Origin of the sequence: Allobosea lupini (assembly GCF_900109525.1) — a bacterium.
In the GTDB taxonomy this organism is placed as follows: Bacteria; Pseudomonadota; Alphaproteobacteria; order Rhizobiales; family Beijerinckiaceae; genus Allobosea; species Allobosea lupini.
In genome coordinates, this window is sequence record NZ_FOAN01000001.1 from 776,521 (window position 1) to 802,087 (window position 25,567).

Here is a 25,567-nt window from a genome sequence, read left to right on the forward strand (position 1 = left end):
GGATGTCCCCGCTCGTTCGAGGCTGATTTTTCCAGTCGTAGAAAGCGCTTGATGCTTATCCTTGTCGGGATGATTCAAGCGCCTCGCAACTCGATTCAACCCGCCTTCTTCAGCGCCAGCGCCTGGAGATAGTGCTGCGCCACCGCCGCGCCCGCGATCGCGGTCGCATCGGCATGGTCGTAGGGCGGCGAGACCTCGACGATGTCCATGCCGCGGAAGTCGAGATCGCGGATCGCCCAGACCAGGCGCAGCGCTTCCGCCGAAGAGAAGCCGCCGGCGACCGGCGTGCCGGTACCCGGCGCGAAGGCCGGATCGAGCGCGTCGATGTCGAAGGTGAGATAGGCCGGCCCCTGCCCCACGCGCTCCCTGATCCGCGCGGCGATGCCGTCGACGCCGAGCGCATGCGCCTGATAGGCATCGATCACCGTGATCCCGCAATCGCGCGGCGCGACTGTGCGGATGCCGACCTGGATCGAGCGCTCGGTGTCGATCAGCCCCTCGCGCACCGCCTCGAGCACGAAGGTACCGTGGCTGATCGCGCCGACGCCGTCGTCCCAGGTGTCCTGATGGGCATCGAACTGGACGATGGCGAGCTTGCCATGGCGGGCGACATGGGCGCGCAGCAGCGGCAAGGTGATGAAATGGTCGCCGCCGAGGGTGACGAGCTGGGCACCGCTGGCAATGATCGCCGCCGCTTCGTTTTCGATGGCGCGGGCGCACCCCTGCAGGTCGCTGCGCGGCAGCAGGCAGTCGCCATAGTCGACCACGGCGAGCGTCTCGAACGGGTCAATCCGCGAGGGGTATTGCGCATCGCCGTCGAAGATCGCGCTGACCCGGCGCATAGCCTGCGGTCCGAAGCGGGTGCCGGGCCGGTTCGAGACCGCAAGATCGAAGGGCACGCCCCAGACCACGGCATCGCAGCCGGCGACGTCCTTGCTGTAGCGGCGCCGCATGAAGGAGAGCGCGCCGGCATAGGTCGGGTCGTGGGCCGGCCCCTTGCGGTCGCCGGTGAAGGCGTGGTCGATCGTCGGGGTTTCGGCAGGTTCGGTCATCTCGAAAAATCCGTCGGGAAGTCAGCGCCGGCCGTTCAGCCAGACATAGAGGCACCAGGGCAGGATCAGGGCGAGCCCGGTCAGGACGAGCCGCAGCGTCGTCCAGGCGACCGGATATTGCAGCGCCCTGCCGTCGAGCTCCGGCACGCCATGGATCAGGCCGAGCGCGAAGGCCGGCGCCAGGAAGACGATCAGTGCATTGACGATGCGACGGCCGCGCGGCAGGTCGCTGCGCGCCAGCGCGAGCAACGCCGGCACCGCGACCATGCCGAAGGCGATCAGGACGAACAGGGCGCGCATTGGGGGCTTCCGTTGGCGGCTTCCGGTTGAACAGGACGGCAGCCGATTTAGCACGGCCAGCTTGCAGCTCCAGCCGTCTGCGGCTGCTGTCGCAGCCGATTCTGTCGTTGGGCCGCCCGACCTTGCCTCACCGCCTCGTGAGTGCCGCGGCACGGCTTCGTGATTAGGGCCTCACGACAAGGCCACAGCTTGGTCGATTTGGAGGCGGCAGAGTCGATTGCCGCCCACCAGGTGCGGCCTATGGCCTTGATCACTTGCTATCGCGACTTTGGAGGCTGTCATGACAAAGACCCTGATCGCAGCACTCGCTTTGGCCGGCTCCTTCGGGAGTTTCGCGCTCCAATCGCCGGCATCGGCTGCCGTCGGCGGCTCAGGCACTCACGGCCTGATCACCACCGCCGCGAGCAACCGGACGATGCAGAACCAGCACATGACCCAGCCCCCGGCGGACCCGCAGACGCAGGCCTACCCGGTCTACCACGACTCGCCGACGGCAACCTGGTACTCGCCGCCGATGAACCGGATGCCCTGCCATTTCACCGAGGCCTTCGTCGAAGGGCGGATGCGGCAGGTCGAAGTCTGCAACTGACTTAGCGACCGCCGCCGACCCGGATGATCGAGCCGACCATGTAGGACGCAGCCTCGGAGAGCGCGAACAGCACGGCTTCGGCGATCTCCTCCGGCTCGGCGACCCGCTTCAGCGGGATCGTCGGGGCGATGCGGTCGACGCGGCCGGCATCGCCGGTCGAAAGCGCGTGGATATCCGTCTGCGTCATGCCAGGTGCCACCGCGTTGACACGGATGCCGGCCGGAGCGAGCTCGATCGCGAGGCCGATGGTCATGGAGTCGACCGCCGCCTTCGAGGCGGCGTACCAGACGTATTCGTTGGGCGAGCCGAGCCCGGCGGCGATCGAGGAGATGTTGACGATGGCGCGGTTCTTCGCGCCATCGTTGGCGAGCAGGGCCTGTGCCGCCTCGCGCGCCACAAGGATCGCGCCGGTGACGTTGAGGTCGATGCAGGCGCGGATGACCTGCGGATCCGACTTGGCAAGCGGACTGCTCTTGCCGGTGATGGCAGCGTTGTTGACGACCGCAGTCAGCGGGCCGAGCGCCGCCTTGGCCTCCGCGAAGACGCGGGCAATGTCGGCGAGGTTTCCCATGTCGCCCTGGATCGCGACCGCCCTCGCCCCCGCCCGGCCGCAGGCTGCGACGACATCGGCCGCTGCCTGCGCATTGCCCTGATAGTTGACGGCAACGTCATAGCCGCGCCCGGCGGCAAAGCGGCAGACCGCGGCGCCGATGCCGCGGCTGCCGCCGGTGACGAGAAGGACGGGACGGTCGGACATGCTGACGGCGCTCCTGTGAAGTCAGTGCGAGATTTGGATGGAGGCCGAGCCTCAGGCGCTGCTGGCGATCGCCTCGATCTTCTCGATCCCGCCGAGCTTCGGCGCGAAGGAAGCCCAGACCTTGCGTGCGCCGGCCTCCCAGCCGGGGCGGTCCTCCGGCTGCACGACCCTGCCGCCCTCGGCCTTGGCCTTGGCCATCGAAGCGTCCTCGTCGGCGACGATGAGCTCGTCGAAATAGCCCGCCGCTTCCCCAGCCGCCGCAGCGAAGGCCGTCTTGTCCTCAGCCGAGAGGCCCTTCCAGAAGCTGGCCGAGACCGCCACCACGCCGGTCGCCCAGATGTGACCGGTCTCGATCAGATAGGGCACGACCTCGTGCAGCTTGAAGCCGACATAGGCCGATTTGGTCAGGTCCATGCAATCGACGACGCCCGTCTTCAAGGCGTTGTAGGTCTCCGGGATCGGGATCGGCGTCGGATGGGCGCCCAAGCCCGACCAGAGCTCGGTGTGCAGCGGGCTCTGGATGACGCGGATGCGCTTGCCCTTGACGCTGGCGGGGGTGGTCAGCGGCTCCTTGGCGAGGAGATGGCGGGCGCCATAATTGATGAAGCCGAGCACGACGAAGCCTTGCGCCTCGTATTTGCGCTTGAGCTCCTCGCCGAGCGGCCCGGCCAGCACGCGCTTTAGATGGGCGCGGTCACGGAAGAGGAAAGGCAGATCGAGTAGCTGGCCGTCCGGCACCCAGGATGACAGCGCCGAGATCGTGAACAGCGAGGCCTGGACCGAGCCGAGACGCAAGCCCTCGGCGACCTCCTTCTCGCCGCCGAGCGCGGCATTGGGGACGACGCGCAGGTCGAAGCGGCCGGCAGCGCTCTGCGCGAGCTTCTCGGTGACACGGCGCCAGATCTTCGTCTCCGGCTTGTCCTCGCCGAGCAGCGAGGCGACCGTGACCGGCCGGCCGGCGGCGACGGCGCGGCCCGCGAGGATGGCTGGTGCCGCGATCGAGGCGGCAGTGAAAGCGCGGCGGGTCAAAGCCATCGGAACAACTCCTTGTAGGGCAGAGGTAGCGACGGCCAGGCCGCCACCGCAAGACAGAGGACGAAGAGCGCGACGAGCAGGCTCGCCAGCAAGGGCAGCACTGCGCGGAACACCGCGGCCGGCGACAAGCGCATGATGCCGCTGACGACAAAGACGAGGATGCCGAGCGGCGGCGTCAGCCCGTGGATCATCAGATTGACCACCAGCACGACGCCGAACTGGATCGGATCGAGCCCGGCGGCGATGGCCGCCGGCAGCAGCAGGGGTGCCAGCAGCAGGATCGCGGCGCCGATATCGAGGAACAGGCCGGCGATCAGCAGGACGAGATTGGAAAGCAGCATCACCGCGAGCGGCCCACCGCCCAGCGCGGTCACCAGTCCGGCCATCTGCTCGGAGACGCGATCGACCGCGAGAAGGAAGGCGAAGGGCGCGGAGGCACCGATCAGCAAGCCGACAGCCGCCGCCTCCCCCGCCGCCTTCCGCAAGGAGGCCAGCACGGTCGCGCCGTTCAGGCTGCGCAGCAGCAGGCAGGCGACGAACGCATAGGCGACGGCGAGCGCCGAAGCCTCGGTCACCGTGACCACGCCGAAGCGGATGCCGACCACGACGACGATGCCTAGCCCGATCGCCGGCAGCGCCCCGACAAAGGACCGTGCGCGCTCCGCGCCGCTAGCGCGGGGAGCGGAATCGACGACGCCGCGCACGCTGAGATGGATGCCGATGGCGAGCGCCGCAGTCAGGACCGCGCCAGCGACGAAGCCGCCGACCAGCAAGGAGCCGACCGAGAGATTGGTCGCCGCCGCCAGGATCAGGAACGCGATCGAGGGCGGGATGATGTTGTCCAGCATCGAGACGCCCGCGACGATCGCCGCCGCATTGGCCGGCGGATAGCCGCGCGCGACCAGAGCCGGCGCCATCACCTTGGCGCCGAAGGCGGCATTGGCGACCGAAGAACCGGAGGCGCCCGAAAACAACACGCTTGCAACCAGCGCAGTCTGGGCCAATCCGGCCCGAAGGTGCCCGACCAGCGCGGCGGCAAAGCGCACCAGCCGCTCTGCGAGACCGCCCGCGGTTAGCAATTCGCCCGCGAGCAGGAAGAACGGGATCGCCAGCAGCAGAAACTTCGAGACGCCCGCCACCGTGTTCTGGACGATGGCCGGTTCCGGCAGCAGGCCGCCGAAGGCGCCCGAGAGTGAGACGCCAGCGAGGAGCGCAAAGGGCAGTGGCGCACCGAGCAGGAGGCCTGCTGCTGCGGCAAGCCCGGCAACCAGGCTCGGCGTTGCTATGAAAAGGCCGGTCGCGCTGTTCGCCAGCCCATAGAGACCTGCACCGATCACGAGCGCACCGAGCGCCGCCGGCCAGGACTGCGTCAGTGCCGCCCGCCAGAGCACGACGACGAGCGTCAGCCCCCCACCCACCGCAAAGGTCGCAAAGCGCAGGCTTTCGGGCAGTCCGAGCACGGTCGAGGTGCCGCCGACGAGCGCCGCGACGCTGGCGCCGCCCAGCGCCAGCACCAGCGCGCCATGGACGGCGATCGCTTCCGCCAGAATGGCGGCGACGCGTCGCCCCGCCGCGGGCAACAGGCTGACGACGACGTCGAGCCGCATGGCGAGCGCGCTGGTCGCCGCGAGCGGCGCGCCGACCGCGACCAGGGCGACATTGAGCCAGATCGCGAGCTCGTCCGACCAGACGAGGCCGTCTCCGAGCAGATAACGGCGCGCAACCGCGGCCATCACCACAAGGAAAAGCACGGCGAGGATCGCCGCGCCCAGCCATTCCAGCAGGGTGACGAGTACGGCCAGCCCACGCTCACTCATCAGACGAGCGGAGGATCGGGGCAGCGCAGCGGCCATGGCAGCGCCCGGCACCTTGATCAGCGCAAGGGCGAGAAATGCGTCGGCCGCAGGATCCGGCTGCGCATCTCGAGAACGTAAGGGGCTGTCTTGGCGCGGAAGACCTGCCAGCGCGGATCGGCCTCCATCGCGGCGCGTCGGCGCTCGCGATCGCCGGCATCCTCGAAGCGCCACATGTGCACGACCTCGTTGACGACGCCCGTGTCGGTGGTGAACCAGCCGATCAGATGGCCGAGATGCGAGATCTGCAGCTCCATCCCCTCGGCGACATAAAGGTCGAGATAGTCGCGCACATGGGCGGGCTTGATGGCGTAGGTGCGCTCGTCGAGGATCATCCCAATCCCTCATGGCAAACGGCAAGAACCGCATAGCGGCGAGCGATCAGTAGCCGTCTTCATGGCAAAGCCCAACCGGCGCGACTTCGGCGCAGCCTGCGATCGGCGCATGACGGCGGCGCGGCGCGCCCGGCAACGAAGGGGCTTCGCACGGCGCCCGCGTCTCGGAGAAGAATGAACTGCAAGCCGGCCACCAAGAGCAATATCTTGCTTTTTTGGGCAACCCGGGCGCTCAGCCGCCATGCAGATAAAGATCGGTCGCCACATCGCCGCGATAGCGCGCTTCGGCCAGCACGAACCCGGCTTGTCGCAGCAGGTGCACCGAGGCGCCGTTGTCCGGGTCGACAGTGGCCCTCACTGGCGTGATGCCGCGCTCCGCGGCGAAGGCGACGAGGCCAGCGAGCAGCTCCGAGCCTAGACCCCGGCGCCAGCTGGCGCGTCTCAGCCCGTATATCACCTCCTGTGTACCATCGCCCGGACGGGCGAACCCGGCCCAGCCGATCAAATCGCCACCAGCGCGCTCGACCACCGCGCCGGTGCCATAGCCGAAGCGTTCGAGATTAGCGGCCGAGCGCTCGATCCAGAGCGCAGCGACATCAGGCGCAAGCGGCTGGCGATCGTCGACGAAGCGATGAACCTCCGGGTCGGCAAAGAGGTCGACGAGCAAGGGCGCATCTGCGGCGACGAAGGGGCGCACGACGAGACGCGCCGTCACGAGCTGGGATCGATGGATCATACGCCCAACAGGACAGCCCGGCCGAGATTCTGGCGAGGATGGAAGTGCGGCATGGCTGCTTTGGGGCGACAATCCGGCCGCGAAAGTGGGAGAGCTGCGCTGTCTCGAGGAGTCAGCGGTCAGTCTTCTCGGCAGCGCTTTCGAGAATCCTGACAGTCTCTTCCAGTCTTTCCTTCACGCCGAGCTGGAAGTCCTTGCGGAAGGCGATGATCGTGTCTGGGGGCTGGCCCTTGAAGGTGTAGACGACGCTGACCTGGTCGGGATTGACGTAGACCGGCTTGCCGTCGCTGGGCGAGGTGAACTTGCAGAGTTTTGGCACGGGGTCTCTCCGGGACGACCGAACGATTCACCGGAGCCTAGCAAAAAACGGAGGCCCCGCCCCCTCGGCGGAAGCGGGGCCTGCAGTATCAGCGCGCGATGCGGGGGCGTCCGCCGCAGAACTGCTGCTCGACCGCACGCTCGTAGCCGAGCTCGCGGTCATAGACCATGACGGTGCGCGTCAGGCAGTCGCCATCCTGCACCAGCCCGGTGTTGATGAGCCGGCCGTTGGGATCGGCGACGACGGTCGGGCCGCAGGCCGCTGCTGCGGACGCGAGGCCGAGGGCGACGATGAACTTCGCGGTACGGGTCATGGCAGCCGCTCACATATAGAGGCCGCGGCCGCAGCGGCGCACGCGCCGGTTCTCGTAGTAGCCGGTGTAGCGGTTGAACACCCGCACCGTCTTGTAGAGGCAGTACTTGCCGTCGTTGCGGCCGTCGTAATAGGTCCGGCCGGTATCCAGGTCGACGCCAAGGAATTCGTCCTTGCCCTTCTTGCCCTGGGCGAAGGCCGGAGCGGCCGCGAGGCTGAGAGCAGCGAACCCTGCTGCGGCGATGGCGATCTTGAGCATGGCATTTCTCCTGTCTTGCGGCGGAAATATGTCCAGCACCGCCGGCGAGGCTTGCGTCGGTCAGTGCGGTTTTCGCGCGCGCCCCGCATGTTTATCCATGGTGAGCAGCCGGATCGGCAGGCAGATCACCGTTCTTCCCCCATGAACGCATAGCAGATGAGCTTGCGGCTTTGCTACCCGCAACACGCCGCAATCTGGCCACGATTAGGCCACGAGCCAGGACCCATGGTTTCGCGAGACGTCGATGCCTTCCCCGCAGCGCGGCGCCGGCCATGGCCTAAGCTGGACGTGAAGGGATTGGAGCGGGTACCGGGAATCGAACCCGGGTATTCAGCTTGGAAGGCTGCTGCTCTACCATTGAGCTACACCCGCGTCGGCCGCCAAATTCCGCATCAGGCCGGTCAGTGTCAACCCATTCCGGCGAAGAAGATGGTCTCATCCACCTGAGGCGTGCGCGCGCAAGCTCACGTATCGCTCAAGGCACGCTGGCCGAGCCAGATTGCCGCGCCGGTGAACAGGCCAAGCGCCGCCCCGCCGACGAGCGTGCCGAAGGCCAGCGCGCCGGCCGCAGCCACGGCCGTGCTGAAAAGCGCAATTCCCATCGTCATTCTCCCCAACGGAAAATTAGCCAGGCCGCGCCCCACGGCAGCCCCCATTTGGGGGAGGAAGAGCCGATTTCGAGTCCCGTTGAACGAAAAGTGAGCGGCGATTCCCCCCAAATGGGGGGCGAAGGAGCCCCTCGAGCCTGATACCCATCAGCCGCAGGGGAACCTCATGTCCAACCTCGACGAGTTCTGCTGCCCGTTCAGGGCCGAGATTATTTCGGCGATGCCGCGACCGTTGGTCATGCTGATCCACGGCATGGGCATGTTGGCCCTGCTATTTCTCGAGTTCTGATCCGCCGCCGCGCGTTCGCCGCCGCCGCGACATGATGCCCGGCGCCGCCCTGCCGCCACTTCAGCGTTTGGCCATCTCGATATCGGGGATCGTCGGTCCGCTGGCGCCACGCTCGCCTTCCACGATGGGCGGCGATGGATTCCGCGAGATCCGCAGCGCGATATAGATCGCGACCGCGACAGAGAGCGTGACGAGATAGATCAGCATGCCCTGCGGCCCCCTGAGCTGCATCAGCAAGGTCGCGGCCAGCGGCCCGATCGCCGAGCCGGTGCCCCAGAGGAAGAGGAGCTGGGCCGAAAGCCCGACGGCCTGGTCGCGTCCCATGCGGAAATAGGCGTGCGTGACCGCGACCGTATAGAGCGGGATGCTGCAGCCGCCGATCAGGGCGAACAGACCGAAGAGCCAGATGCGGCCATGGGCGGCGTCGACCTCCAGCAGTGTCGCGAGCCCGGCCGCGGCCACCGCGACGATGCTGGTGGCGACCAGCATGATCAGGCGGCTGGCGACCCGGTCCGCCAGCAGGCTCATCGGCCATTGCAGAAGCAGCGCGCCGATCTGGATGCCGGCGGTGAGCAGGATGGTGGCCCGCAGGTCGAGGCCGGAGAGAATGCCGTAGGCGGGGGCGACGCTGGTCAACGGGCCGCCGACCATGCCGACATAGAGGCAGCCGACCACCGCGGCCGGCGCCTGCTGCCACAGCGTCCGCAGGCCGACCGAGACGATTTCGCTCGATTCGGGGCCCCTCGCCCGCGTCAGCGCCACTGGGATCAATGCGATCGAGAAGGCCATGCTGGCGAACAGGAAGACGTCCTGAGACTGGATCGCGACATAGCCGATGCCGATCTGCGAGCCGATCAGCGCGACGCGGTTGAGGATCTGGTAGATGCCGAAGACGCGGCCGCGCTGCGACCGGTTGGCCTGCCCGCTGATCCAGCTCTCGATGCAGATGCCGTGGCCGGCCGCCGCCAGCCCCATGACCAGGCGCGAAATCCCCCACCAGGCTTCCGGCAGCAAGGGAAAGCTCAGCGTCGAGACCGCCTGGAGCGCGGCAAACACGGCAAAGCCACGGATGTGGCCGACGCGGCGGACGAGCGAGGGATTGACGAAGCAGCCGATCAGGAACCCAAGCGAATAGGCCGAGGCGACGAGGCCGATCAGCAGCGGCGGCTGTTTCGCGATCGCCATCTGCAGCGGCACGACCGTGTTCACGATCGTCCCGGCGACCTGCAGGATCAATGCGCCTGCAACGATGGCGCCGAGCGCGGCGACAGAACCGCCCCCTTGGGTCTTTGCTGTCACTGCACCGTCATACCCGAATAGCCGATCCGCCGAGGCTATCAGCTCGCCCGGATTCGGGGAAGGCAGAGTATCCGCCACTCTCGCCGCGTAGGCGAGCTGCGGCGGCGGATGCGGCAGAAAGATGAAGAATGGAAGGAAGACAGCTCTCAAAGAGCAAGGTGGTGGGGGAAGCAGTTTTCCAAAACAGCTTAGACCAAGCTCTTAGCGAAAGGTGTGGACGACACGTTGGCTTTTGGCGTGAAAGGGCTTTTTCGCGCCGCGCTCGCACCCTCCCCTCATTTCCCTCGGGCACTGATCCCGTCTCGCCCCAGGTCGCAGGAGAAAGCCACCATGGAGAGGCCGATTACGTTGTCTGCGCCGATGGTGCGCGCGCTCTTTGAAGGGCGGAAGAGGCAGATGCGGCGGGTCTTGCCTGGGGCGGCGGCGCTGACCTTGCTGGGCTTGCGCCCAGCGCCGGCCCGCTTGCCACCATGAGTGGCCATCTTGATTACCTCAATTGAAGTTCAAGCAGCAACCAACACCAACCTTAACGTGAGTTACGTTAGGTTATTCATTGAAAGCAGCTATGGACGGAGGGGCGTCAATAAGACCACTTTTGTCAACGATTGCAATGCATTCCTGCTTATGCCCCGCATCCGCCCAGGCCGCGTCTCGTCGTACTTACAATTCAAGTGACCCCAACCTGCGACGCAGCGCAAGGCCAGCATACAGTCACCAGTGGAACGGCCGTTTGACCACTCCGTCGAACCCATCCAGGTACTGCACGGCCGGGATACAAAGGAATGGCGGCTGCACGCGCGGCGGCGTCTGCTGATCTTGCCAAGTTCGGAGTAATGGTAGCCCTGCCCTATCAGGGCCGGGCTTCTGCCGCCTCGGCGCTGGTACATCAGCAGTCGGCACGCAAGGCTACTTCTGCGGGTTCGCCCCTCGCAGCAGTTCCTGGAGCCGCTTTGCATCCTCCGGTGAAAGCTTCTCGCCGAAAATTACGAACGGCGGAGTAACCGATGCGCCGCTTGCGGCGTCCTTCTTCTTCGCAAGCAAGACGGTCTTGCCCGACGCCGGCGCAAACTTGATCGTGATCTGGTTTCCCCGCGTCCCGTTGGTTGTCCGCTCGTTCTGGAAAAGTCCGGAAAGCGGAAACCCTGCAGACTCCCCGGCCGCAGCCTCGATCTTCAGAGTCGACTTGTTCTCTGACGAAGCTGATATGTTGAAGGTAACAGTCGCTTCTGAAACGCCGAGACCGATCTTTTCCCGATTTCTGTAGTGGTCTCTTACCCGGTGAAGGCTTCGGGCCACATCGAACACAGCATCTTCAAGCGTGATCGAATTCGGGTCAGCGACCTGTGCTGGCGAGTGCCCGCAACCTGCCAATGGCAGCGCTAGGCCGCCCAAAACGACGATCTTCGGAAACATATTGCGCCCCCACAGCACAACCTTAGCGCCTAATTGCAGCACACCTGCAATCTAAACGCAATCGAAGAAATGGAGTACATCGAGGAAGCTACGTCATCGCTTGAGCAAAGCTTTGCTCAATGTAACTGCCACGAGAGGCTGCGGAACTGCTGATTCCAGGACCGAAAACGAACGCCTATTCCCGCACCTTGTCATCAGGTGCGGGGAATTCGCCAAAAAAAATGAGGTAAATCAATGCCCAAAGGCAAGGTGGTGGGGGAAGCAGGACTCGAACCTGCGAAGGCATAGCCAGCGGATTTACAGTCCGCCCCCTTTGCCGCTCGGGACATTCCCCCGCCTTGCCGCAGGCCAACCCGAGAGCTGGCCGCAACCGCCTGTTTCACTTTTGTGAAGGGCGGCAGGCGCGGGCGGACTTATGAGGAGAGGGCCGCCGCCTGTCAACGCCAAAAAGCATTCGCCGACAGCAATCGTCGCGGCGCCCACTCAATCCTGCGGCCAAGCAGCACGATGGCGCCTGCGCCAGTCCAGCGCAGCAGGCACGAAGGCCTGGAACGGCGTTTTTCCGGCCGCTCGATCGCGTCGGCGAGCTCGGGCGGGGGATGAATCAGGCTGCGCACGCCATGGCGATGCACCCAGACCGGCAATTCCCCCTGCCGGGCGAACATGGCGATGACCTGCCTGACCAGCTCGCTACGCAGCGCCCGCGAACTGCCGACGGGCCGCGCCACCACGCAGAAGCGCGCGAATGGATTTGGATGGTCCCCCTCGCCCTCCAGGCAGAAGATGACGCCGCAACGATCCGGCCGCGCCTCGTCCGGCATGGCGTCGATGCGCCGCCACAGGCAGAACCAGCACCGGCAGATCTCCGGCCGCGTCGCATGGATGCCGCAGCCGTTGCCTGTGTTGTGGCGGCACATGATGCCAGCCGGCTTGCCGACCTCGGGATCGACGATGTGCAGCACCTCGCAGCAGGCGACGCAGTCGCCGCAATCGCGTCCAGGCACGAGATGGTTGAGCGTCCGGCCGGAGCGCATCGTGCCGGCCTGCGAACTCTCCGCGATGGCGCGCCTCCCGGGCAGCGACGAACGGCCGAATCTAGCGCGGATCATGACCTGTCGGAAGCGAGACCTCGGGCCCGCTCCAGCACGAAGGCGGCGCGCGTCTCGACATCGGCGCGCGGCAGTTCGACCAGCTCATAGCCATGGTCGCGATAGGCCGCCGTGACCGCCTCATGGGTGCGCTCGGCCTCGGCAAAGTCCTGCTTGCGCTCGGCATCCTGCGCGTAGATCTCGCGCCAGGGCGGTGCGACGAAGACAATGCGGGCGTAGCGGAAGGCACGGGCCGCGCGCTCGACATGCTCCGGCACCGGCAGCCCGCACAGCCGCAGATAGCCAATGCTGTCGGGCACGCCGCGATCGAAGAAGACCGGAGCCATCCCCGCCTGCGCTTCGGCATGGGAGCGCAGGTCGAAATTCAGCATCAGCTCGGCGAACAAGGCCCGGTCGCGCCAGGGCAAGGCCGGCCCATCGATGGCAAGCTGGTCGCGGATGATCGCCCGCCCGGCTTCAGGGGCGATCATGTGGCCTGCCGCAGCCAGCGCCGTCAGCAGAGTGGTCTTGCCGGCCCCCGGCCCGCCGGTCAGGACAAACAGGCGTCGATCCGTCTTCGTCATCGGCATTGTTCCCCGTACATGAATGCGTTGAAAATCCCGCCTCCCCGCCTTCGGGCTGGCCAAGCCGGCCGCGCCATGGCAGGGCATGGCGTCACCTTTCCGGAGCCATGATGTCCGCCCCGCCCCGCCCCCGTTTCCAGAATCGCCGCGGCCGTCCGGACCGGGACGGCCCGCCGCCGCACCGGCCCGGCGAGATCGACGAGGCGATCCTCTATGGCGCCCATCCCGTGATCGAGGCGCTGCGCAACCCGCGCCGACGCTTCCGCAAGCTGCTCGCCACCGAGAATGCACTGAAGCGCCTGAGCGAGGAGATCGGCGAATTGCCGATCCAGCCGGAAATGGTCCGGCCGTCGCAGATCGACCGGCTGTTGACGCCCGACGCGGTGCATCAGGGGCTCTATCTCGTCTGCGATCCCCTGCCCTCGCCCGATCTGGGTAGCCTGCCGGACGATGCGATCGTCCTGGCGCTCGACCAGATCACCGACCCGCATAATGTCGGGGCGATCCTGCGCTCGGCCGCTGCCTTCGCGGTCGCCGCAGTGATCGTCACGATCCGCCATTCGCCGGCGGCGACGGGCGTGCTGGCGAAATCGGCCTCCGGCGCCCTGGAGCATGTGCCGCTGGTCGCGGTGAAGAATCTGGGGGATGCGCTCGACAAGCTGGGCGAGCGCGGTTTCCTGCGGCTCGGCTTCGATTCGGAAGGGGAGATCTCGCTCGACGAGGTCCCGCTGCGCCGTCCCCTGGTACTGGTGATGGGCGCCGAGGGCAAAGGCCTGCGCCAGCGCTCGCGCGAGCTTTGCGACCATCTCGCCCGGCTCGACATGCCCGGCGCGATCAAGAGCCTCAACGTCTCGAACGCGACCGCGATCGCACTCTACGCCGCGACACGGCGCTAGAGCCGGATTCGTCTCTCAATTTGAATTAGAGCATTGGACCGAAACGTTGAAACCACTTTTCGGACCAATCGGCTGCGACGCCGTTGATCCGCCCCTCAGCGCCGCGCCACGCGGCCGTCGCTGCTGAAGCGCATGACCCGGACCACCGGCTGCCCCTGCCGCGTCTCGATCCGATACAGCAACGGATCGGCCGCCGGGGGACGTGCGATGCCGATCGCGACGGGAATCGAGCGCTCCTTGTCCGGGGGCGGCTCGCTTGCCTCCGGCAGTACGACCACGACCCGCTGATCGCCGGATCCGCCGTAGAAGCCGGGATAGCCGGCGCCGTAGACGCCCACGCGGCCGCGACGGCCGTAGCTGGACTTCGCGACCGGCCGCATCGGTGAAAGGCGCGGCGCCGGAGCGGAAAATCCGCCACTGACCGGCACTGCGCCGAAACCTGGAGCAGCCACGGCCGAAGACGCGGCGACGCATAGTCCCGCGAGCACGATACCCAGAGGAATTCCGGAGCGAACTTTCATCGCCACCTCCCCTTCCTGCGTTCACCGCCGACACGGGGCGACATGGTTAGCGAAAGGTTAGCGGCTTGCGCCCGGCAAGGCGAGTCATGATCGGGTGGGAGCCGAGCCGCCCGTGCCGAATGCTCAATCCTTCGTCTTACGCCTTTCGGTGCAAGACCAAGTGCTCGGTTGAAGATTGCCAGGGGTGGACGCATTCCTAGCCGATCAAACTTGGCTTTTCAAAGGCCTTTTGTCCTGAGTCGGCGTTGGCGCCGACTCCAAGCGAAGAACCGCCTGAAAGGCGGCACGAGGGCGCAGCAGATGGTCTGTAGCGCCTGGGGGAACGAAAAACGGGAGCGCTTCATGAGCATGGCACACGCATCGGCGGCCGCAGGGCCACGGCCGATGAGCAGGGAGGAGAAGAAGGTCATTCTGGCCTCCTCGCTGGGCACGGTCTTCGAATGGTACGATTTCTACCTCTACGGTTCGCTCGCCGTGATGATCGGCGCGCATTTCTTCTCGGCCTTCGATGCCAACACGCGCGCCATCTTCGCTCTGCTCGCCTTCGCCGCCGGCTTCCTCGTGCGCCCGTTCGGCGCGCTGTTCTTCGGCCGGCTCGGTGACCTGATCGGCCGCAAATACACCTTCCTCGTCACCATCCTGATCATGGGCGCCTCGACCTTCCTGGTCGGCCTGCTTCCGAGCTACAACAGCATCGGCTGGATCGCGCCGGTGATCCTGATCGCGCTGCGCATGCTGCAGGGCCTGGCGCTGGGCGGCGAATATGGCGGCGCGGCGGTCTATGTCGCCGAGCACGCTCCCCCGGGGCGGCGCGGCTTCTATACCTCCTTCATCCAGACCACGGCGACGCTCGGCCTGCTGCTGTCGCTGATCGTCATCCTGGGCATCCGCACCACCATGGGCGAGGCCGAGTTCGCCGCCTGGGGCTGGCGCATTCCGTTCCTCGCCTCGATCCTGCTGCTCGCGATCTCGGTCTACATCCGGCTCCAGATGCAGGAATCGCCGGCCTTCCAGAAGATGAAGGAAGAAGGCACGGGGTCGAAGGCGCCGCTGTCTGAGGCCTTCGGCCAGTGGAAGAACGCCAAGATCGCGCTGCTCGCGCTGTTCGGCCTCACCGCCGGCCAGGCTGTCGTCTGGTACACCGGCCAGTTCTACGCCCTGTTCTTCATCCAGAGCATCCTCAAGGTCGATCTCTACACGGCCAACGTGCTGATCGCCTGGTCGCTGATCATCGGCACCGCCGGCTTCGTCATCTTCGGCTCGCTGTCCGACAGGATCGGCCGCAAGCCGATCATCCTGGCCGGCTGCCTGATCGCGGCGCTGACCTATTTCCCGCTGTTCGGCGCGCTGACCAAGGCGGCGAACCCGGGCCTCGCCGCAGCGCATGAGAACGTCAAGGTCCAGGTCGTCGCCGATCCCGCCACCTGCGGCTCGGTCTTCGATCCGGTCGGCGTGCGCACCTTCACCCAGCCTTGCGACATCGCTCGCCGCACGCTGGCCACGCAGGCGATCGTCTACACCCAGGCCCCGGCCCCGGCCGGCACGCCTGCCAAGGTTACGGTCAACGGCAAGGACCTGGCGATCGATGCGACCTTCGCAGCGAACCTCGCCAAGGAGGCGGTCGCGGCCGGCTACCCGGCTGCAGGCGACGCCCGCATCGTCAAGACCGGCTTCCTGAGTGCCCTGTTCGGCGCGCAGTCGCTGACGGTCATCGCGATCCTGACCGTGCTCGTCATCTATGTGACGATGGTCTACGGCCCGATCGCGGCGGCGCTGGTCGAGCTCTTCCCGACCCGCATCCGCTACACCGGCATGTCGCTGCCCTACCATATCGGCAATGGCTGGTTCGGCGGCCTCCTCCCGGCGACCTCGTTCGCCATGGTGGCCGGCACCGGCGACATCTACTACGGCCTCTGGTACCCGATCGTGATCGCGATGATGACCTTCGTCATCGGCATGCTCTTCGTGCCCGAGACCAAGGATCGCGACATCCTGACACACGACAACGACTGATCCCCCAAGCCGGGATCGGCCACCCGACCTTTGAACCCCGCCCGCGAGGGCGGGGTTTTTCGTTGGACAGCGCGAGCCGAGTGATCATCCTGGATGGGCGGCAAGCGCTGCATCGATCGATCTGGAACCGGATACTTCCAGCTGCCCTAACTGGAGGATCCCGATATCGAAAACCCGCCGCATCAAGTCGAATCGAATTCTTCGAGCCCGTCGTGAATCAACATAGAGCAAAGCGACTGTTGTCGAGCACCTGAATATCGGCGGCTCATTGCTCAACGCAAGATGAGCTTGCCACGGCAGACCGTCACAATCTGATATTAACTCGCTTGGGCTAGCTTCTGCTGTCGCGAGGCAGGGTGGGAGCGCTTGATCATGCCTGAAACCGAATCCGGGCATCGTTGACGACGATCGCGATGGACCTTGCGACCCTCTGGTACCTGACGATCGGAACGCTGCTCGTCGCAGCGGCCATGACCCTGTGGGAGCGGCAGGCGCACGCCCGGCGATCGCGGGAACTCGGCATCTGGACGGCTGCCTATGTCGTCTTCGCCCTGGGCTGCCTCCTCGCCATGTCCCGGACCCTGCTGCCCGGTGTGTCCGGCCCCGCGCTAACCAATGTTGTCATGCTCCTCGGCTACCTTCTGGTCCTGCACGGGGTTCTGCTGCTCGATGGCCGATCCCTGCGGCCCGCTCTCGCCGCGGGCTTCCTCGTCGCGATCGGCGCGGCATGGTTCACCGCCGGCGCCGGCTGGGCGAGCCTGCTCTGGAACCATGCAAGCGCATTCCCCATCGCTGTTCTGTCTGCCCTGACCGCCCTCGCCTTGTTCCGCAGTCCGATGGCGCAGGGATTGCGCTCCCGTCCGCTTGCGGTCGTCGTCTTCGCCTGTCACGGGCTGACCTATGCGGTCCGCAGCTTCGTCGTGCCGGTCCTCGTCTCGGCTCACGGCGACAGCGTTCTGCCCATCGTTGCCAAGCTGACGATGTACGAGGCCGTGCTGTTCACGATGACGATGCCCATGTCCCTGATCGCCCTCGTGCGCGAGGAGGACCGGGCCCGGCTCCTGAAGAATGTGCGCACCGACTTTCTGACCGGCCTCAACAACCGGCAAGGCTTCTTCGAGCTCGGTCCCGAGTGTTTGCGCCGCGATGGCGAGAAGGCGTCGCATGCACTGCTCGCCTTCGATCTCGACCACTTCAAGGCGATCAACGACACCCATGGGCACGATGTCGGCGATCAGGTGCTGAAGCTGTTCGCCGGAATCGCACGAGACGCGGCGGGCCACAAGGCCGTTTGTGCCCGACTCGGCGGCGAGGAGTTCGCGCTGCTGCTGCCAGGCGCAAGCGTCGACGAAGCCCGAAAGATCGCAGAGGCCATCACCTGGCGCTTCACGGAGGCGGCGGCGCGCAGCGACGGTCTCGCCATGGCCGCCACTGTCAGCGTCGGGCTGGTGGAGACGATCGCCGATCGGGTCGACCTCTCCGAGCTGCTGGCCGCCGCTGACCGCGCCCTCTACAAGGCCAAGCTGCTCGGGCGCAACCGCATCGAGCTTGCGGAACCCGTGAGGATCGCAGCCGCCGCGTGAGCCTCAGAAACGCTCCGCGAGCCCCTCGGACGTCACGCTGCCATCACACCGGCAGCACCGTGACCGGCGTTCCCAGCGCGACGCGGGCGTAAAGGTGGATGATGTCCTGGTTGATCATCCGGATGCAGCCCGAGGAGACATTGGTACCGACGGTATAGGGCTCGGTCGTGCCGTGGATGCGGTAGCCGAGATCGCGCCCCTCGCCGAAGAGATAGAGGGTGCGGGCTCCGAGCGGGCTCTTCGGCCCGCCGCGGACGCCGGGGCCGCGCGACGTCGGTTCGAGCTGGGCCCTGATCTGCGGGTCGCGATCGATCATCTCCTGCGGCGGCACCCAGTCGGGCCAGTCGCGCTTCATGTTGATCTTCGCCTGGCCCGTCCAGCCGAAGCCCTCACGGCCGACGCCGACGCCATAGCGCGTCGCGACGCCCTGCGATTCGACGAAATAGAGATGGTAGGAGCCGGGATCGACGACGATCGAGCCCGGCGGCTCCGGCCGGCGGAACTCGACCGTCTGGCGCAGATAACGCGGCTCGATGCTCTGGTAGTCGATCGCCGGTACCGCAAAGCGCTCGCCCGGATATTCCACATAGACTTGCGCATAATTCGGGCGTGCCAGCGTGCGCGTCAGGCTGGGTCCTCTCGGAGCGGCGATCTCCGGCAGCGCCACGATGCTGCCCCCTCCGCCGCAGCCGGCGAGACCGGGGGCAAGGAGCGACAGGGACGACATGGTAAAGGATCGGCGGCTCAGCATGGGCACATCTCAGACAAGGCTTTTGCAAAAGCATCGACTTAGATGGTTACGAGCCGGTGAATGCCGGGGCGTGAGTTTCCGCCGCGCTTGAGAATCGCCTCTCGGCGTCCCTTGAGGGCGTGGTCTCTGGAGCGGTCGCCGATGGCGGGGGCGTACGTCGGGCCGAGAGCGGTGCCACCGCGAACATGGCCTTGGGGGATGCGCCGGCGATCGTGGCGGAGCCGGCCAGCTCACCGCCGGCCTTGCCCTCGCCTCCCCGGCCTGATACCGCAGCGCACAGGGCCGGCGTAGCACAGCGGTAGTGCAGCGGTTTTGTAAACCGAAGGTCGGGAGTTCGATCCTCTCCGCCGGCACCATCCGACTTCGGTGGCCTGTCGCTTGCTTGCCATGCCGCCGCGACGACGAGGACGACCGGAGCCCACCGAGCGATGACCTCTGCCGACCAGCGCGACCACTTGCTCGCTCTCGCGCAACGCTGCGAGCGCACCGGCCGCCCCGACCGCAATCTCGACGCCGACATCTACGAGGCGCTTGGCTTCACCGTGCGGCGCAAGCCGACCACCCTGCTCGCCCCGCGCACGCCGCCCGGCGGCATCTACCAGCAGGGCTCGCTCTGGAAGGCGATCGGCCGGATCAGCGCCGAGATCGACGTCGCGGTCGGCGTCATCCGGCAGAAGGCCCCGGACTGGAACTGGAGCCTGCAATCGGTTGCGACCGAGGAGCAGACCTATGAAGCGCTGGTCGCCGGCTGTTCCGGCCAGGGCGCGCTCGCCTCGCTCGCGCTCTGCGCCGCCCTGCTCAAGGCGTTCGCGCGCGGCCGCTCCGATCAGCCCCCGACCCAGGGCGAGCGCTGAAACCATCCCGATTTCAAGGGCAAGGCCGATCTGGCGAAGAGATCGAATCAACCCGCCCCGGCAAAGCCGCACAGAGACGACAAACTCACGGACAATTGACCCGAGGCAACCAAACGCCGGTTGAAGGCGTTGTTTGCCCAGTTAGTTTGACGCTCGGGCGAGCAATGCCCAGGGCACGAATCCGGCTGGCGGGGCGCCATCCGGGAGAGGTCGTGCCCTTCTCGTTGTTGGAGCCTGATCGATGGCCCGTTTCGAAGCCTCGCGCCGCACTGTCATGGCGGGCGCCGGCGCGCTCGCTGCAGCTGCCGCGCTCGACCTGCCCGCCGGCATCGCGCCGGCCCACGCGCAAGGAGCGTCCGTGAACCAGAACCCGGGTTTCTACCGCTACAAGGTCGGCGACATCACCGTCACCGCCCTGAACGACGGCTTCGCCAAGCGCCCGCTCGAAGGCTTCGTGCGCAATGCCGAGCTCGCGGACGTCAAGAAGGCGATGGAGCAGGCGTATCTGCCGAGCGACGCCCTCTCGATCACCTTCACCACGCTGGCGCTGCAGATCGGCGACAAGATCACCCTGATCGACACTGGTAACGGCGATTCCGGCGCGCCGACCTCGGGCGCCTGGATGAAGAACTTCCAGGCTGCCGGGCTCGACCCGAAGAATGTCTCGACCGTGGTCTTCAGCCATTTCCACGGCGACCACATCAACGGCTTCCGGCTGAAAGACGGCACCGCCGTGTTCCCGAACGCCGAAGTGATGGTGCCGGCGGCCGAATGGGCCTTCTGGATGGACGACGCCAAGATGAATGCCGCGCCCGAGGCGATGAAGGGTGCCTTCGCCGGCGTGCGCCGCGTTTTCGGCCCGGTCGCCAAGGATGTGAAGCAATACGAGGCGGGCAAGGAGATCGTCCCGGGCGTGACCGCGATCGCCGCCCCCGGCCATACCCCCGGCCATACCGTCTTCGCCGTCTCCTCCGGCAGCGGCAAGCTGATGGTGCTGTCCGACACCACCAACCACCCGGCCCTGTTCGTGCGCAATCCCGACTGGTCGGCGGTGTTCGACATGGACGGGCCGCAGGCCGCCGCCACCCGCCGCAAGCTGCTCGACATGGCCGTCGCCGACAAGATGCAGGTCTGCTTCTACCACGCCCCCTTCCCCGCCACCGGCCATATCGCCAAGGCGGGCAACGGCTTCGAGCTCGTACCGGTGCAGTGGAGCAGCGCGATCTGAGACCCTCGCGCTTCCGCTGGGAAAGGCCGGGGCATGCGCCCCGGCCTTTCTTTTTGCGGCGTGCTCGCCGGGCGGCTCGCGATCCTGTCCGCGGCCATGCTAGACCGGTCGCAGCCATGCCTGCCGGATACCAGCGATGACCGAGCGCTTTACCGCCATCTCCTTCGTCGCCAGCGAGACGCCCGAGGCCGAGGCCGCGCGCGCCAAGCTGGTCGAGCGCTATGGCGATGCCGATCCGGCCGAGGCCGAGGTCGTCGTCGCTCTCGGCGGCGACGGCCTGATGCTGCAGACGCTCCATCGCTTCATGGGCACGGCCAAGCCGATCTACGGCATGAATCGCGGCTCGGTCGGCTTCCTGATGAACGAGTTCCGCGAGCGCGGGCTGCGCCAGAAGCTCGAGGCGGCGCATCGCAGCGTCGTCCATCCGCTGGTGATGACGGCGGTCGACTGCAACGGCAAGCGCATCGAGGCGCGCGCGATCAACGAGGTCTCGCTGTTCCGCCGCTCATACCAGGCGGCCAAGCTGCGCATTTCCGTCGACGGGCAGGTGCGCCTGTCCGAGCTCGTCGCCGACGGCGTGCTGCTCGCGACCCCGGCCGGCTCGACCGCCTACAATCTCTCCGCCAATGGCCCGATCCTGCCGCTCGACGCGCCGCTCCTGGCGCTAACCCCGCTCTCGCCGTTCCGGCCCAGGCGCTGGCGTGGCGCATTGCTGCCCGACCATGCCCGGGTGACGATCGCGGTTCTGGAGGCCGAAAAGCGGCCGGTCAGCGCCGTCGCCGACCATACCCAGATCGACAACGTCATCTCGGTGCAGATCGCGATCGACCGCTCGCTCGATCTCGTCATGATGCACGACCCCGGCCACAGCCTGGACGAGCGCATCCTGCGCGAGCAGTTCGGGTATTGAGGCGCAGCGGAGGCCGCTCGTAGCGGCAATACCTGTCCCCGCCGGCACCCGTCAGGGCTCTGCGCCTTCGCGACATTCGCGAATTTTAACGGGGACAAGCTACGAAAGGCCTCTTGAACAAAACAGGAACATCATTGATAGTGCCGGCACGGACCGCTAGGGTCCGCATCCGGTCATTCGGCCGGGTTCGTGATGAAGTGCGCAGGAAACGGAGCCTGTCATGGCTGGTAGCGTCAACAAGGTCATTCTGGTCGGCAATCTCGGGCGCGACCCCGAGGTGCGGCGCCTCGGCAGCGGCGAGCCGGTGGTCAATCTGCGGATAGCCACCTCGGAAACCTGGCGCGACAAGCAGTCGGGCGAGCGCAAGGAGCGCACCGAGTGGCACTCCGTGGTGATCTTCAACGAGAACCTCGCCAAGGTCGCCGAGCAGTATCTGAAGAAGGGCTCGAAGATCTACATCGAGGGCCAGCTGCAGACCCGCAAATGGCAGGACCAGCAGGGCGTCGAGAAGTACACGACCGAGATCGTGCTGCAGCGTTTCCGCGGTGAGCTCACCATCCTCGACAGCCGCGGCCAGGGCGGCGACGAGTTCGGCGGCGGCAGCGGTGGCTATGGCGACGAGGGATCGTCGGGTGGCAGCTCCTTCGGCCGGTCGAGCCCGGTCGGTGGCGGTTCGCGCCAGCCGGCGATGGCAAGCGGCGGTGGCAGCAGCGGCGGTTCGCGCTCGTCGAGCCATCTCGACGACGACATCCCGTTCTAGAGCGGATCCGACCAGATTGAAGCAATCTGGTCGGATCCGCTCTAACTGTAAGATTAAGCCCCCGCGGGCAGCCGGGCGATCCGGCCTGTGCTGTGCCGTACTCGTCCGGGACAGGCGCAAGCCTGATCCGATGCGATCACAATCACATAGATCATCATCGCGTTCTGCCGGGCGCGATGATGGTTTATGTGCGCAGGTTGAACACGACCGACAGGAAGCGGACGGTCGGCGTCAGCAGCCGCTCGTGGCCATGGACGAAATTGGCATCGAAGACGAGCGTATCGCCGGGGCGCAGCTCCATCGAGGCGTCGGCATAGCGGTAGACCATCGCGCCTTCGAGCATATGCATGAACTCGATCCCGGTGTGCTGGAAGCCCGGGTGGTCCGCCGCCTCGCTGGTCAGCGTCACCAGATAGGGCTCGATGTATTTCTCGCCCGAGAGCAGGTGGCCGAGCAGTTCGTAGCTCAGGCCGGCGCGCTGGCCGCGTCGCTGCACGGCGATACCCTGCCCTGCACGCACGAGCGAATAGTCGGCCTGCTGGTTATAGGAAGCGAACAGCCGCGCGACCGGCACCTTGAGCGCTGCCGCGATCGAGACCAGCGTCGTGAAGGACGGCGTGGCCGAACCGCGCTCGATCTTGGAGAGCATGCCGTTCGACAGCCTGGCCGCCTCGGCCAGCTGGTTGGCGGCCATGCTGAGACTCAATCGCAGGCTCCTGATTTCCTGGCCGACCGCCGCTGCCAGGGCCTGGCCACCCTGCCCGCCTTCTGGCTCCTGGTTGGTTGATGGACCCCCGCCGGTCGCCGCTAGGCCGGCTCGCGTCATCATCGAGAGCGCGCCACGCCTGACACGCTTTCCGTCCGGCGGTTTGCCGTCGCGCTTGCGATCGACCAAAGTAGAACCTCCCAGCCTTCGCGCATCGGTTTCGAGCCCGCATTGCCGCCATCGGGCGGCGTGTCCGCACCTGTCCGGGTCGCCACATTTTCATGAGATGAAAATATTTGCCAGCGCGTTGACAAGCCGCGGGCGCGACAGAACAATCCCTGCAACGAGCGATAATAAACATCGTGAGGGGATCATGATCAATAAGCACAAATTCACGACTATTCTTGTCTGCGCCGCTTTTTCGAGCGTGTTCGCCGGAGCATCACAAGCAAAAGACCTGCGCATCGCCACCGAGGGAACCTATGCGCCGTGGAGCTTCGTCGACGCCGGCGGCAAGCTGACGGGTTGGGACGTCGATATCGCCAACGCCCTGTGCGAGGCGATGAAGGCCAAGTGCACGATCATGGCGCAGGAATGGGACGGCATCATACCCGGCCTCAACGCCAGGAAATACGACCTGATCGTCGCCAGCATGGGCGTCACCGAAAAGCGCAAGCAGCAGGTCGCCTTCTCCAAGAAATACAAGAACACGGCGAGCCAGTTCGTCGGGAAGAAGGATGCGCCCGCCGACACCAGCCCCGACGCGCTCAAGGGCAAGCGCATCGGCGTCCAGCGCGGCAGCATCCAGGATGCCTATCTGACCGCGACCTATCCGAAATCGGAGATCGTGCGCTACGACAAGACCACCGATGTCGAGCTCGACCTCATCGCCGGCCGCGTCGACCTGCTGCTCGCCAACAAGGTGACCTCGATGCTCGGCTTCCTGAAGCGGCCGGAAGCGGCGAGCTTCGCGCTCGTCGGCCCGGAATACACCGGCGGCCTGCTGGGCGAAGGCAACGCCATCGCCCTGCGCAAGGACGACGCCAAGCTGCTCGAGGAGGTCAATGCCGCCATCGATACGCTGATCGCCAACGGCACCTATGACAGCATCACCAGGAAGTATTTCGACTTCAAGCTGATGTGAATCGACACGCTGTGCCGAAGGCGGGCCCGGGCTGCCTTCGGCTGGGAAGAACGAGACCGACTCGATGATCACCTTTGCGACACTCGGCCCGAGCGGCACCAACCATGAGCTCGTGACCAGGGAATACATCAAGTTCCACGAGATTCCCGACAGCGAGATCGTGCTGGTGCCCGATTTCGACATGGCGACAAGCGGGCTGATGCGGGGCGACTATGATTTCGTCGTCCAATGCGCCGTCCACCCCGACACGCCGCCGACGCTCGGCACGCATTTCCACAAGGTCTTCGCGGTCGACAGCTTCATCTCCCGCAGCAAGGAGTTGGCGGTGCTGACTCGCTCGGAGGTCGAGCAGCCGAAATCGATCGGCCTGCTGGCGCCGGCGACCGAGAGCTATATCGACATCGGCCGCTGGGAGACGCGCGTCTCGGATCCTTCGCTGCCGATCATCTTCCAGAACCTGCTCGCGGGGAAGTACGACTCGGCGCTGGTCTATCTCGAATATGCCGAGCAGTATCCTGACCGCGTCCGCGTCGACGAGATCCTCGGCTCGCCCGACGATGTCTGGATCGTCTATGCGGACGAGCGGACCTCCGGCGGCAAGCTCCAGGCCTGGCGGGACGGGCCTGTCCGCGAGCTGATCCGCCAGAAGGTCGCGAGCCGCGCCGCCGAGGATGCGGGAGCCGCGCTGCCATGACGCTGGCCTGGCTCTCCGGCTATGGGCTGCAACTGCTTTACGGAGCGGGGGTGACATTGTCGGTCGCCGCGGTGGCGCTGCTGTTCGGAACGGCCTTCGGCCTGTCGCTCGGCGCGCTCAAGACCTATGGCAGCAGGCCGTTTCGCTATGTCGCGGAAGCCTATACCGCGATCGTCAGGGGCGTGCCCGACCTGATCGTCATCTACCTCATCTATTTCGGCGGCACGATCGCCCTCACCCGGCTGACCGGGCACTATGTCGACATCAACGGCTTCGCCGCCGGCGTGGCGGCGCTGGCCTTCATCTTCGCGGCCTATGCCAGCGACATCTTCCGCAGCGCGATCAGGCAGGTCCCGCGCGGACAGTCGGAGGCGGCGCATGCGCTCGGCCTGCCGCGGAGCGTCACCTTCTTCAAGGTGGTGCTGCCGCTGGCCTGGCGGATCGCGCTGCCGGGCTTCGGCAATCTTTCGATCATCCTGATCAAGCAGACCTCGCTCATCTCGGTGATCGGGCTGGAGGAACTGCTCAGGGCCTCCGCCGTCGTTTCCGGCGCGACGCGAGAACCGTTCTTCGTCTACGCCGTCGCCGCGCTGCTCTATCTCGCCATCACCAGCACCGCGTCCTGGGGCCTGCACCGCGCCCGTATCCGCTCCAATCGTGGCTTTGCCTGAGCGATCCC

30 protein-coding genes and 3 tRNA genes are annotated in these 25,567 nt (G+C 66.3%); 13 read left to right on the forward strand and 20 right to left on the reverse strand.

Going from position 1 to position 25,567, the window contains the following annotated elements:
- Positions 1-95 precede the first annotated feature (95 nt).
- Both speB and BMZ21_RS03750 read right to left on the reverse strand, forming a co-directional pair.
- Entirely contained in the window at positions 96-1,052 is a 957-nt protein-coding gene (gene speB / locus BMZ21_RS03745; RefSeq protein WP_091829846.1) for an agmatinase, read from the reverse strand.
- A 21-nt stretch (positions 1,053-1,073) separates the two neighbouring features.
- Positions 1,074-1,352, reverse strand: coding sequence for a hypothetical protein (locus tag BMZ21_RS03750; protein ID WP_091829848.1), 279 nt, complete (start codon positions 1,350-1,352; stop codon positions 1,074-1,076).
- 280 nt (positions 1,353-1,632) lie between these two features.
- Between BMZ21_RS03750 and BMZ21_RS03755 the strand changes: the two genes are divergently transcribed.
- Positions 1,633-1,941, forward strand: a complete 309-nt coding sequence (locus tag BMZ21_RS03755) for a hypothetical protein (RefSeq protein WP_091829850.1) — start codon at positions 1,633-1,635, stop codon at positions 1,939-1,941.
- Position 1,942: 1 nt separating this feature from the next.
- On the opposite strand, the gene BMZ21_RS03760 is transcribed toward BMZ21_RS03755, so the two are convergent.
- The 10 genes from BMZ21_RS03760 to BMZ21_RS30220 form a co-directional block, all read right to left on the reverse strand.
- The gene (locus BMZ21_RS03760) at positions 1,943-2,698 is read right to left on the reverse strand and encodes an SDR family oxidoreductase (protein ID WP_091829852.1); all 756 of its coding nucleotides are present in this window, start codon (positions 2,696-2,698) and stop codon (positions 1,943-1,945) included.
- Between the two features lie 51 nt (positions 2,699-2,749).
- Entirely contained in the window at positions 2,750-3,733 is a 984-nt protein-coding gene (locus BMZ21_RS03765; protein ID WP_091829854.1) for a TRAP transporter substrate-binding protein, read from the reverse strand.
- Complete coding sequence (locus tag BMZ21_RS03770) at positions 3,724-5,550, reverse strand: TRAP transporter large permease (RefSeq protein ID WP_244543681.1); 1,827 nt, start codon at positions 5,548-5,550, stop codon at positions 3,724-3,726. Before BMZ21_RS03770 ends, BMZ21_RS03765 begins: the two co-directional genes overlap by 10 nt.
- 56 nt (positions 5,551-5,606) lie before the next feature.
- Positions 5,607-5,921, reverse strand: a complete 315-nt coding sequence (locus BMZ21_RS03775) for an NIPSNAP family protein (protein ID WP_091829858.1) — start codon at positions 5,919-5,921, stop codon at positions 5,607-5,609.
- 232 nt (positions 5,922-6,153) lie between these two features.
- Complete coding sequence (locus BMZ21_RS03780; RefSeq protein WP_167561514.1) at positions 6,154-6,636, reverse strand: GNAT family N-acetyltransferase; 483 nt, start codon at positions 6,634-6,636, stop codon at positions 6,154-6,156.
- Positions 6,637-6,769: 133 nt separating this feature from the next.
- The gene (locus tag BMZ21_RS03785) at positions 6,770-6,976 is read right to left on the reverse strand and encodes a hypothetical protein (protein WP_091829862.1); all 207 of its coding nucleotides are present in this window, start codon (positions 6,974-6,976) and stop codon (positions 6,770-6,772) included.
- A gap of 88 nt (positions 6,977-7,064) precedes the next feature.
- Positions 7,065-7,289: a hypothetical protein gene (locus tag BMZ21_RS03790; protein WP_091829864.1), complete on the reverse strand. Its 225-nt coding sequence runs from the start codon at positions 7,287-7,289 to the stop codon at positions 7,065-7,067.
- A gap of 9 nt (positions 7,290-7,298) precedes the next feature.
- Entirely contained in the window at positions 7,299-7,547 is a 249-nt protein-coding gene (locus BMZ21_RS03795) for a hypothetical protein (RefSeq protein ID WP_091829866.1), read from the reverse strand.
- Between the two features lie 298 nt (positions 7,548-7,845).
- Positions 7,846-7,919, reverse strand: a tRNA-Gly gene (locus BMZ21_RS03800).
- A 92-nt stretch (positions 7,920-8,011) separates the two neighbouring features.
- On the reverse strand, positions 8,012-8,149 hold the full coding sequence (locus tag BMZ21_RS30220; protein WP_158673215.1) for a hypothetical protein: 138 nt from the start codon (positions 8,147-8,149) through the stop codon (positions 8,012-8,014).
- Positions 8,150-8,321: 172 nt separating this feature from the next.
- On the opposite strand from BMZ21_RS30220, the gene BMZ21_RS30950 reads away from it, so the two are divergent.
- Positions 8,322-8,444, forward strand: a complete 123-nt coding sequence (locus tag BMZ21_RS30950) for a hypothetical protein (RefSeq protein WP_280141463.1) — start codon at positions 8,322-8,324, stop codon at positions 8,442-8,444.
- Positions 8,445-8,504: 60 nt separating this feature from the next.
- Here BMZ21_RS30950 and BMZ21_RS03805 read toward each other — a convergent pair whose 3' ends face one another.
- The 5 genes from BMZ21_RS03805 to BMZ21_RS03825 all read right to left on the reverse strand — a co-directional run bounded on the left by BMZ21_RS03805 (position 8,505) and on the right by BMZ21_RS03825 (position 12,828).
- Positions 8,505-9,743 (reverse strand): MFS transporter, encoded by a 1,239-nt coding sequence (locus BMZ21_RS03805; RefSeq protein ID WP_167561515.1) that lies wholly within the window; start codon positions 9,741-9,743, stop codon positions 8,505-8,507.
- 906 nt (positions 9,744-10,649) lie between these two features.
- Positions 10,650-11,156, reverse strand: a complete 507-nt coding sequence (locus tag BMZ21_RS03810) for a hypothetical protein (RefSeq protein ID WP_143079642.1) — start codon at positions 11,154-11,156, stop codon at positions 10,650-10,652.
- Between the two features lie 250 nt (positions 11,157-11,406).
- A tRNA-Tyr gene (locus tag BMZ21_RS03815) sits at positions 11,407-11,491 on the reverse strand.
- A gap of 102 nt (positions 11,492-11,593) precedes the next feature.
- Positions 11,594-12,190, reverse strand: coding sequence for a YkgJ family cysteine cluster protein (locus BMZ21_RS03820; protein WP_143079643.1), 597 nt, complete (start codon positions 12,188-12,190; stop codon positions 11,594-11,596).
- 71 nt (positions 12,191-12,261) lie between these two features.
- The gene (locus BMZ21_RS03825; protein ID WP_091830585.1) at positions 12,262-12,828 is read right to left on the reverse strand and encodes an AAA family ATPase; all 567 of its coding nucleotides are present in this window, start codon (positions 12,826-12,828) and stop codon (positions 12,262-12,264) included.
- A 107-nt stretch (positions 12,829-12,935) separates the two neighbouring features.
- Here BMZ21_RS03825 and rlmB point away from each other — a divergent pair, with 107 nt between their 5' ends.
- A complete protein-coding gene (rlmB, locus tag BMZ21_RS03830) occupies positions 12,936-13,724 on the forward strand; it encodes a 23S rRNA (guanosine(2251)-2'-O)-methyltransferase RlmB (protein ID WP_091829874.1) in 789 nt (262 codons plus the stop codon).
- Between the two features lie 95 nt (positions 13,725-13,819).
- On the opposite strand, the gene BMZ21_RS03835 is transcribed toward rlmB, so the two are convergent.
- Complete coding sequence (locus BMZ21_RS03835) at positions 13,820-14,245, reverse strand: hypothetical protein (RefSeq protein WP_143079644.1); 426 nt, start codon at positions 14,243-14,245, stop codon at positions 13,820-13,822.
- Between the two features lie 342 nt (positions 14,246-14,587).
- Between BMZ21_RS03835 and BMZ21_RS03840 the strand changes: the two genes are divergently transcribed.
- A complete protein-coding gene (locus tag BMZ21_RS03840) occupies positions 14,588-16,258 on the forward strand; it encodes an MFS transporter (RefSeq protein WP_244543683.1) in 1,671 nt (556 codons plus the stop codon).
- Between the two features lie 413 nt (positions 16,259-16,671).
- Positions 16,672-17,841, forward strand: coding sequence for a GGDEF domain-containing protein (locus BMZ21_RS03845; RefSeq protein WP_091829880.1), 1,170 nt, complete (start codon positions 16,672-16,674; stop codon positions 17,839-17,841).
- A 43-nt stretch (positions 17,842-17,884) separates the two neighbouring features.
- Here the strand turns inward: BMZ21_RS03845 and BMZ21_RS03850 are convergent, their stop codons facing one another.
- Positions 17,885-18,568: a L,D-transpeptidase gene (locus tag BMZ21_RS03850; RefSeq protein WP_091829882.1), complete on the reverse strand. Its 684-nt coding sequence runs from the start codon at positions 18,566-18,568 to the stop codon at positions 17,885-17,887.
- 305 nt (positions 18,569-18,873) lie between these two features.
- Between BMZ21_RS03850 and BMZ21_RS03855 the strand changes: the two genes are divergently transcribed.
- The 5 genes from BMZ21_RS03855 (at position 18,874) to ssb (ending at position 22,344) form a co-directional block, all read left to right on the forward strand.
- Positions 18,874-18,948: transfer RNA gene (locus BMZ21_RS03855), tRNA-Thr, on the forward strand.
- Between the two features lie 72 nt (positions 18,949-19,020).
- Positions 19,021-19,446 (forward strand): hypothetical protein, encoded by a 426-nt coding sequence (locus BMZ21_RS03860; RefSeq protein WP_091829884.1) that lies wholly within the window; start codon positions 19,021-19,023, stop codon positions 19,444-19,446.
- A 241-nt stretch (positions 19,447-19,687) separates the two neighbouring features.
- The gene (locus BMZ21_RS03865) at positions 19,688-20,674 is read left to right on the forward strand and encodes an MBL fold metallo-hydrolase (protein WP_091829885.1); all 987 of its coding nucleotides are present in this window, start codon (positions 19,688-19,690) and stop codon (positions 20,672-20,674) included.
- A 136-nt stretch (positions 20,675-20,810) separates the two neighbouring features.
- Positions 20,811-21,584 carry an NAD kinase gene (locus BMZ21_RS03870; RefSeq protein ID WP_091829887.1) on the forward strand — a complete coding sequence of 258 codons (774 nt, stop codon included), beginning with the start codon at positions 20,811-20,813 and terminating at the stop codon, positions 21,582-21,584.
- Positions 21,585-21,804: 220 nt separating this feature from the next.
- Complete coding sequence (gene ssb / locus BMZ21_RS03875; RefSeq protein WP_091829889.1) at positions 21,805-22,344, forward strand: single-stranded DNA-binding protein; 540 nt, start codon at positions 21,805-21,807, stop codon at positions 22,342-22,344.
- 184 nt (positions 22,345-22,528) lie between these two features.
- On the opposite strand, the gene BMZ21_RS03880 is transcribed toward ssb, so the two are convergent.
- The gene (locus tag BMZ21_RS03880) at positions 22,529-23,173 is read right to left on the reverse strand and encodes a helix-turn-helix domain-containing protein (RefSeq protein WP_342029022.1); all 645 of its coding nucleotides are present in this window, start codon (positions 23,171-23,173) and stop codon (positions 22,529-22,531) included.
- A gap of 250 nt (positions 23,174-23,423) precedes the next feature.
- On the opposite strand from BMZ21_RS03880, the gene BMZ21_RS03885 reads away from it, so the two are divergent.
- From BMZ21_RS03885 to BMZ21_RS03895, 3 genes are all read left to right on the forward strand, one after another.
- Positions 23,424-24,194, forward strand: a complete 771-nt coding sequence (locus BMZ21_RS03885; RefSeq protein WP_091829894.1) for a transporter substrate-binding domain-containing protein — start codon at positions 23,424-23,426, stop codon at positions 24,192-24,194.
- Between the two features lie 64 nt (positions 24,195-24,258).
- The gene (locus BMZ21_RS03890) at positions 24,259-24,888 is read left to right on the forward strand and encodes a hypothetical protein (RefSeq protein ID WP_091829897.1); all 630 of its coding nucleotides are present in this window, start codon (positions 24,259-24,261) and stop codon (positions 24,886-24,888) included.
- On the forward strand, positions 24,885-25,559 hold the full coding sequence (locus BMZ21_RS03895; RefSeq protein WP_199777322.1) for an ABC transporter permease: 675 nt from the start codon (positions 24,885-24,887) through the stop codon (positions 25,557-25,559). The genes BMZ21_RS03890 and BMZ21_RS03895 overlap by 4 nt, the downstream gene beginning before the upstream one ends.
- Positions 25,560-25,567 lie beyond the last annotated feature (8 nt).

Coding starts and splice junctions, on each gene's coding strand:
- BMZ21_RS03860 (WP_091829884.1), top strand. CDS start 19,021: ATGACCTCTGCCGACCAGCGCGACCACTTGCTCGCTCTCGCGCAACGC.
- BMZ21_RS03825 (WP_091830585.1), bottom strand. CDS start 12,828: ATGACGAAGACGGATCGACGCCTGTTTGTCCTGACCGGCGGGCCGGGG.
- ssb (WP_091829889.1), top strand. CDS start 21,805: ATGGCTGGTAGCGTCAACAAGGTCATTCTGGTCGGCAATCTCGGGCGC.
- BMZ21_RS03850 (WP_091829882.1), bottom strand. CDS start 18,568: ATGTCGTCCCTGTCGCTCCTTGCCCCCGGTCTCGCCGGCTGCGGCGGA.
- BMZ21_RS03885 (WP_091829894.1), top strand. CDS start 23,424: ATGATCAATAAGCACAAATTCACGACTATTCTTGTCTGCGCCGCTTTT.
- BMZ21_RS03755 (WP_091829850.1), top strand. CDS start 1,633: ATGACAAAGACCCTGATCGCAGCACTCGCTTTGGCCGGCTCCTTCGGG.
- BMZ21_RS03750 (WP_091829848.1), bottom strand. CDS start 1,352: ATGCGCGCCCTGTTCGTCCTGATCGCCTTCGGCATGGTCGCGGTGCCG.
- BMZ21_RS03845 (WP_091829880.1), top strand. CDS start 16,672: ATGGACCTTGCGACCCTCTGGTACCTGACGATCGGAACGCTGCTCGTC.
- BMZ21_RS03880 (WP_342029022.1), bottom strand. CDS start 23,173: ATGATGACGCGAGCCGGCCTAGCGGCGACCGGCGGGGGTCCATCAACC.
- BMZ21_RS03890 (WP_091829897.1), top strand. CDS start 24,259: ATGATCACCTTTGCGACACTCGGCCCGAGCGGCACCAACCATGAGCTC.
- BMZ21_RS03895 (WP_199777322.1), top strand. CDS start 24,885: ATGACGCTGGCCTGGCTCTCCGGCTATGGGCTGCAACTGCTTTACGGA.
- BMZ21_RS03840 (WP_244543683.1), top strand. CDS start 14,588: ATGAGCATGGCACACGCATCGGCGGCCGCAGGGCCACGGCCGATGAGC.
- speB (WP_091829846.1), bottom strand. CDS start 1,052: ATGACCGAACCTGCCGAAACCCCGACGATCGACCACGCCTTCACCGGC.
- rlmB (WP_091829874.1), top strand. CDS start 12,936: ATGATGTCCGCCCCGCCCCGCCCCCGTTTCCAGAATCGCCGCGGCCGT.
- BMZ21_RS03760 (WP_091829852.1), bottom strand. CDS start 2,698: ATGTCCGACCGTCCCGTCCTTCTCGTCACCGGCGGCAGCCGCGGCATC.
- BMZ21_RS03775 (WP_091829858.1), bottom strand. CDS start 5,921: ATGATCCTCGACGAGCGCACCTACGCCATCAAGCCCGCCCATGTGCGC.
- BMZ21_RS30220 (WP_158673215.1), bottom strand. CDS start 8,149: ATGGGAATTGCGCTTTTCAGCACGGCCGTGGCTGCGGCCGGCGCGCTG.
- BMZ21_RS03790 (WP_091829864.1), bottom strand. CDS start 7,289: ATGACCCGTACCGCGAAGTTCATCGTCGCCCTCGGCCTCGCGTCCGCA.
- BMZ21_RS03765 (WP_091829854.1), bottom strand. CDS start 3,733: ATGGCTTTGACCCGCCGCGCTTTCACTGCCGCCTCGATCGCGGCACCA.
- BMZ21_RS03770 (WP_244543681.1), bottom strand. CDS start 5,550: ATGAGTGAGCGTGGGCTGGCCGTACTCGTCACCCTGCTGGAATGGCTG.
- BMZ21_RS03810 (WP_143079642.1), bottom strand. CDS start 11,156: ATGTTTCCGAAGATCGTCGTTTTGGGCGGCCTAGCGCTGCCATTGGCA.
- BMZ21_RS03870 (WP_091829887.1), top strand. CDS start 20,811: ATGACCGAGCGCTTTACCGCCATCTCCTTCGTCGCCAGCGAGACGCCC.
- BMZ21_RS03795 (WP_091829866.1), bottom strand. CDS start 7,547: ATGCTCAAGATCGCCATCGCCGCAGCAGGGTTCGCTGCTCTCAGCCTC.
- BMZ21_RS30950 (WP_280141463.1), top strand. CDS start 8,322: ATGTCCAACCTCGACGAGTTCTGCTGCCCGTTCAGGGCCGAGATTATT.
- BMZ21_RS03835 (WP_143079644.1), bottom strand. CDS start 14,245: ATGAAAGTTCGCTCCGGAATTCCTCTGGGTATCGTGCTCGCGGGACTA.
- BMZ21_RS03865 (WP_091829885.1), top strand. CDS start 19,688: ATGGCCCGTTTCGAAGCCTCGCGCCGCACTGTCATGGCGGGCGCCGGC.
- BMZ21_RS03820 (WP_143079643.1), bottom strand. CDS start 12,190: ATGCGCTCCGGCCGGACGCTCAACCATCTCGTGCCTGGACGCGATTGC.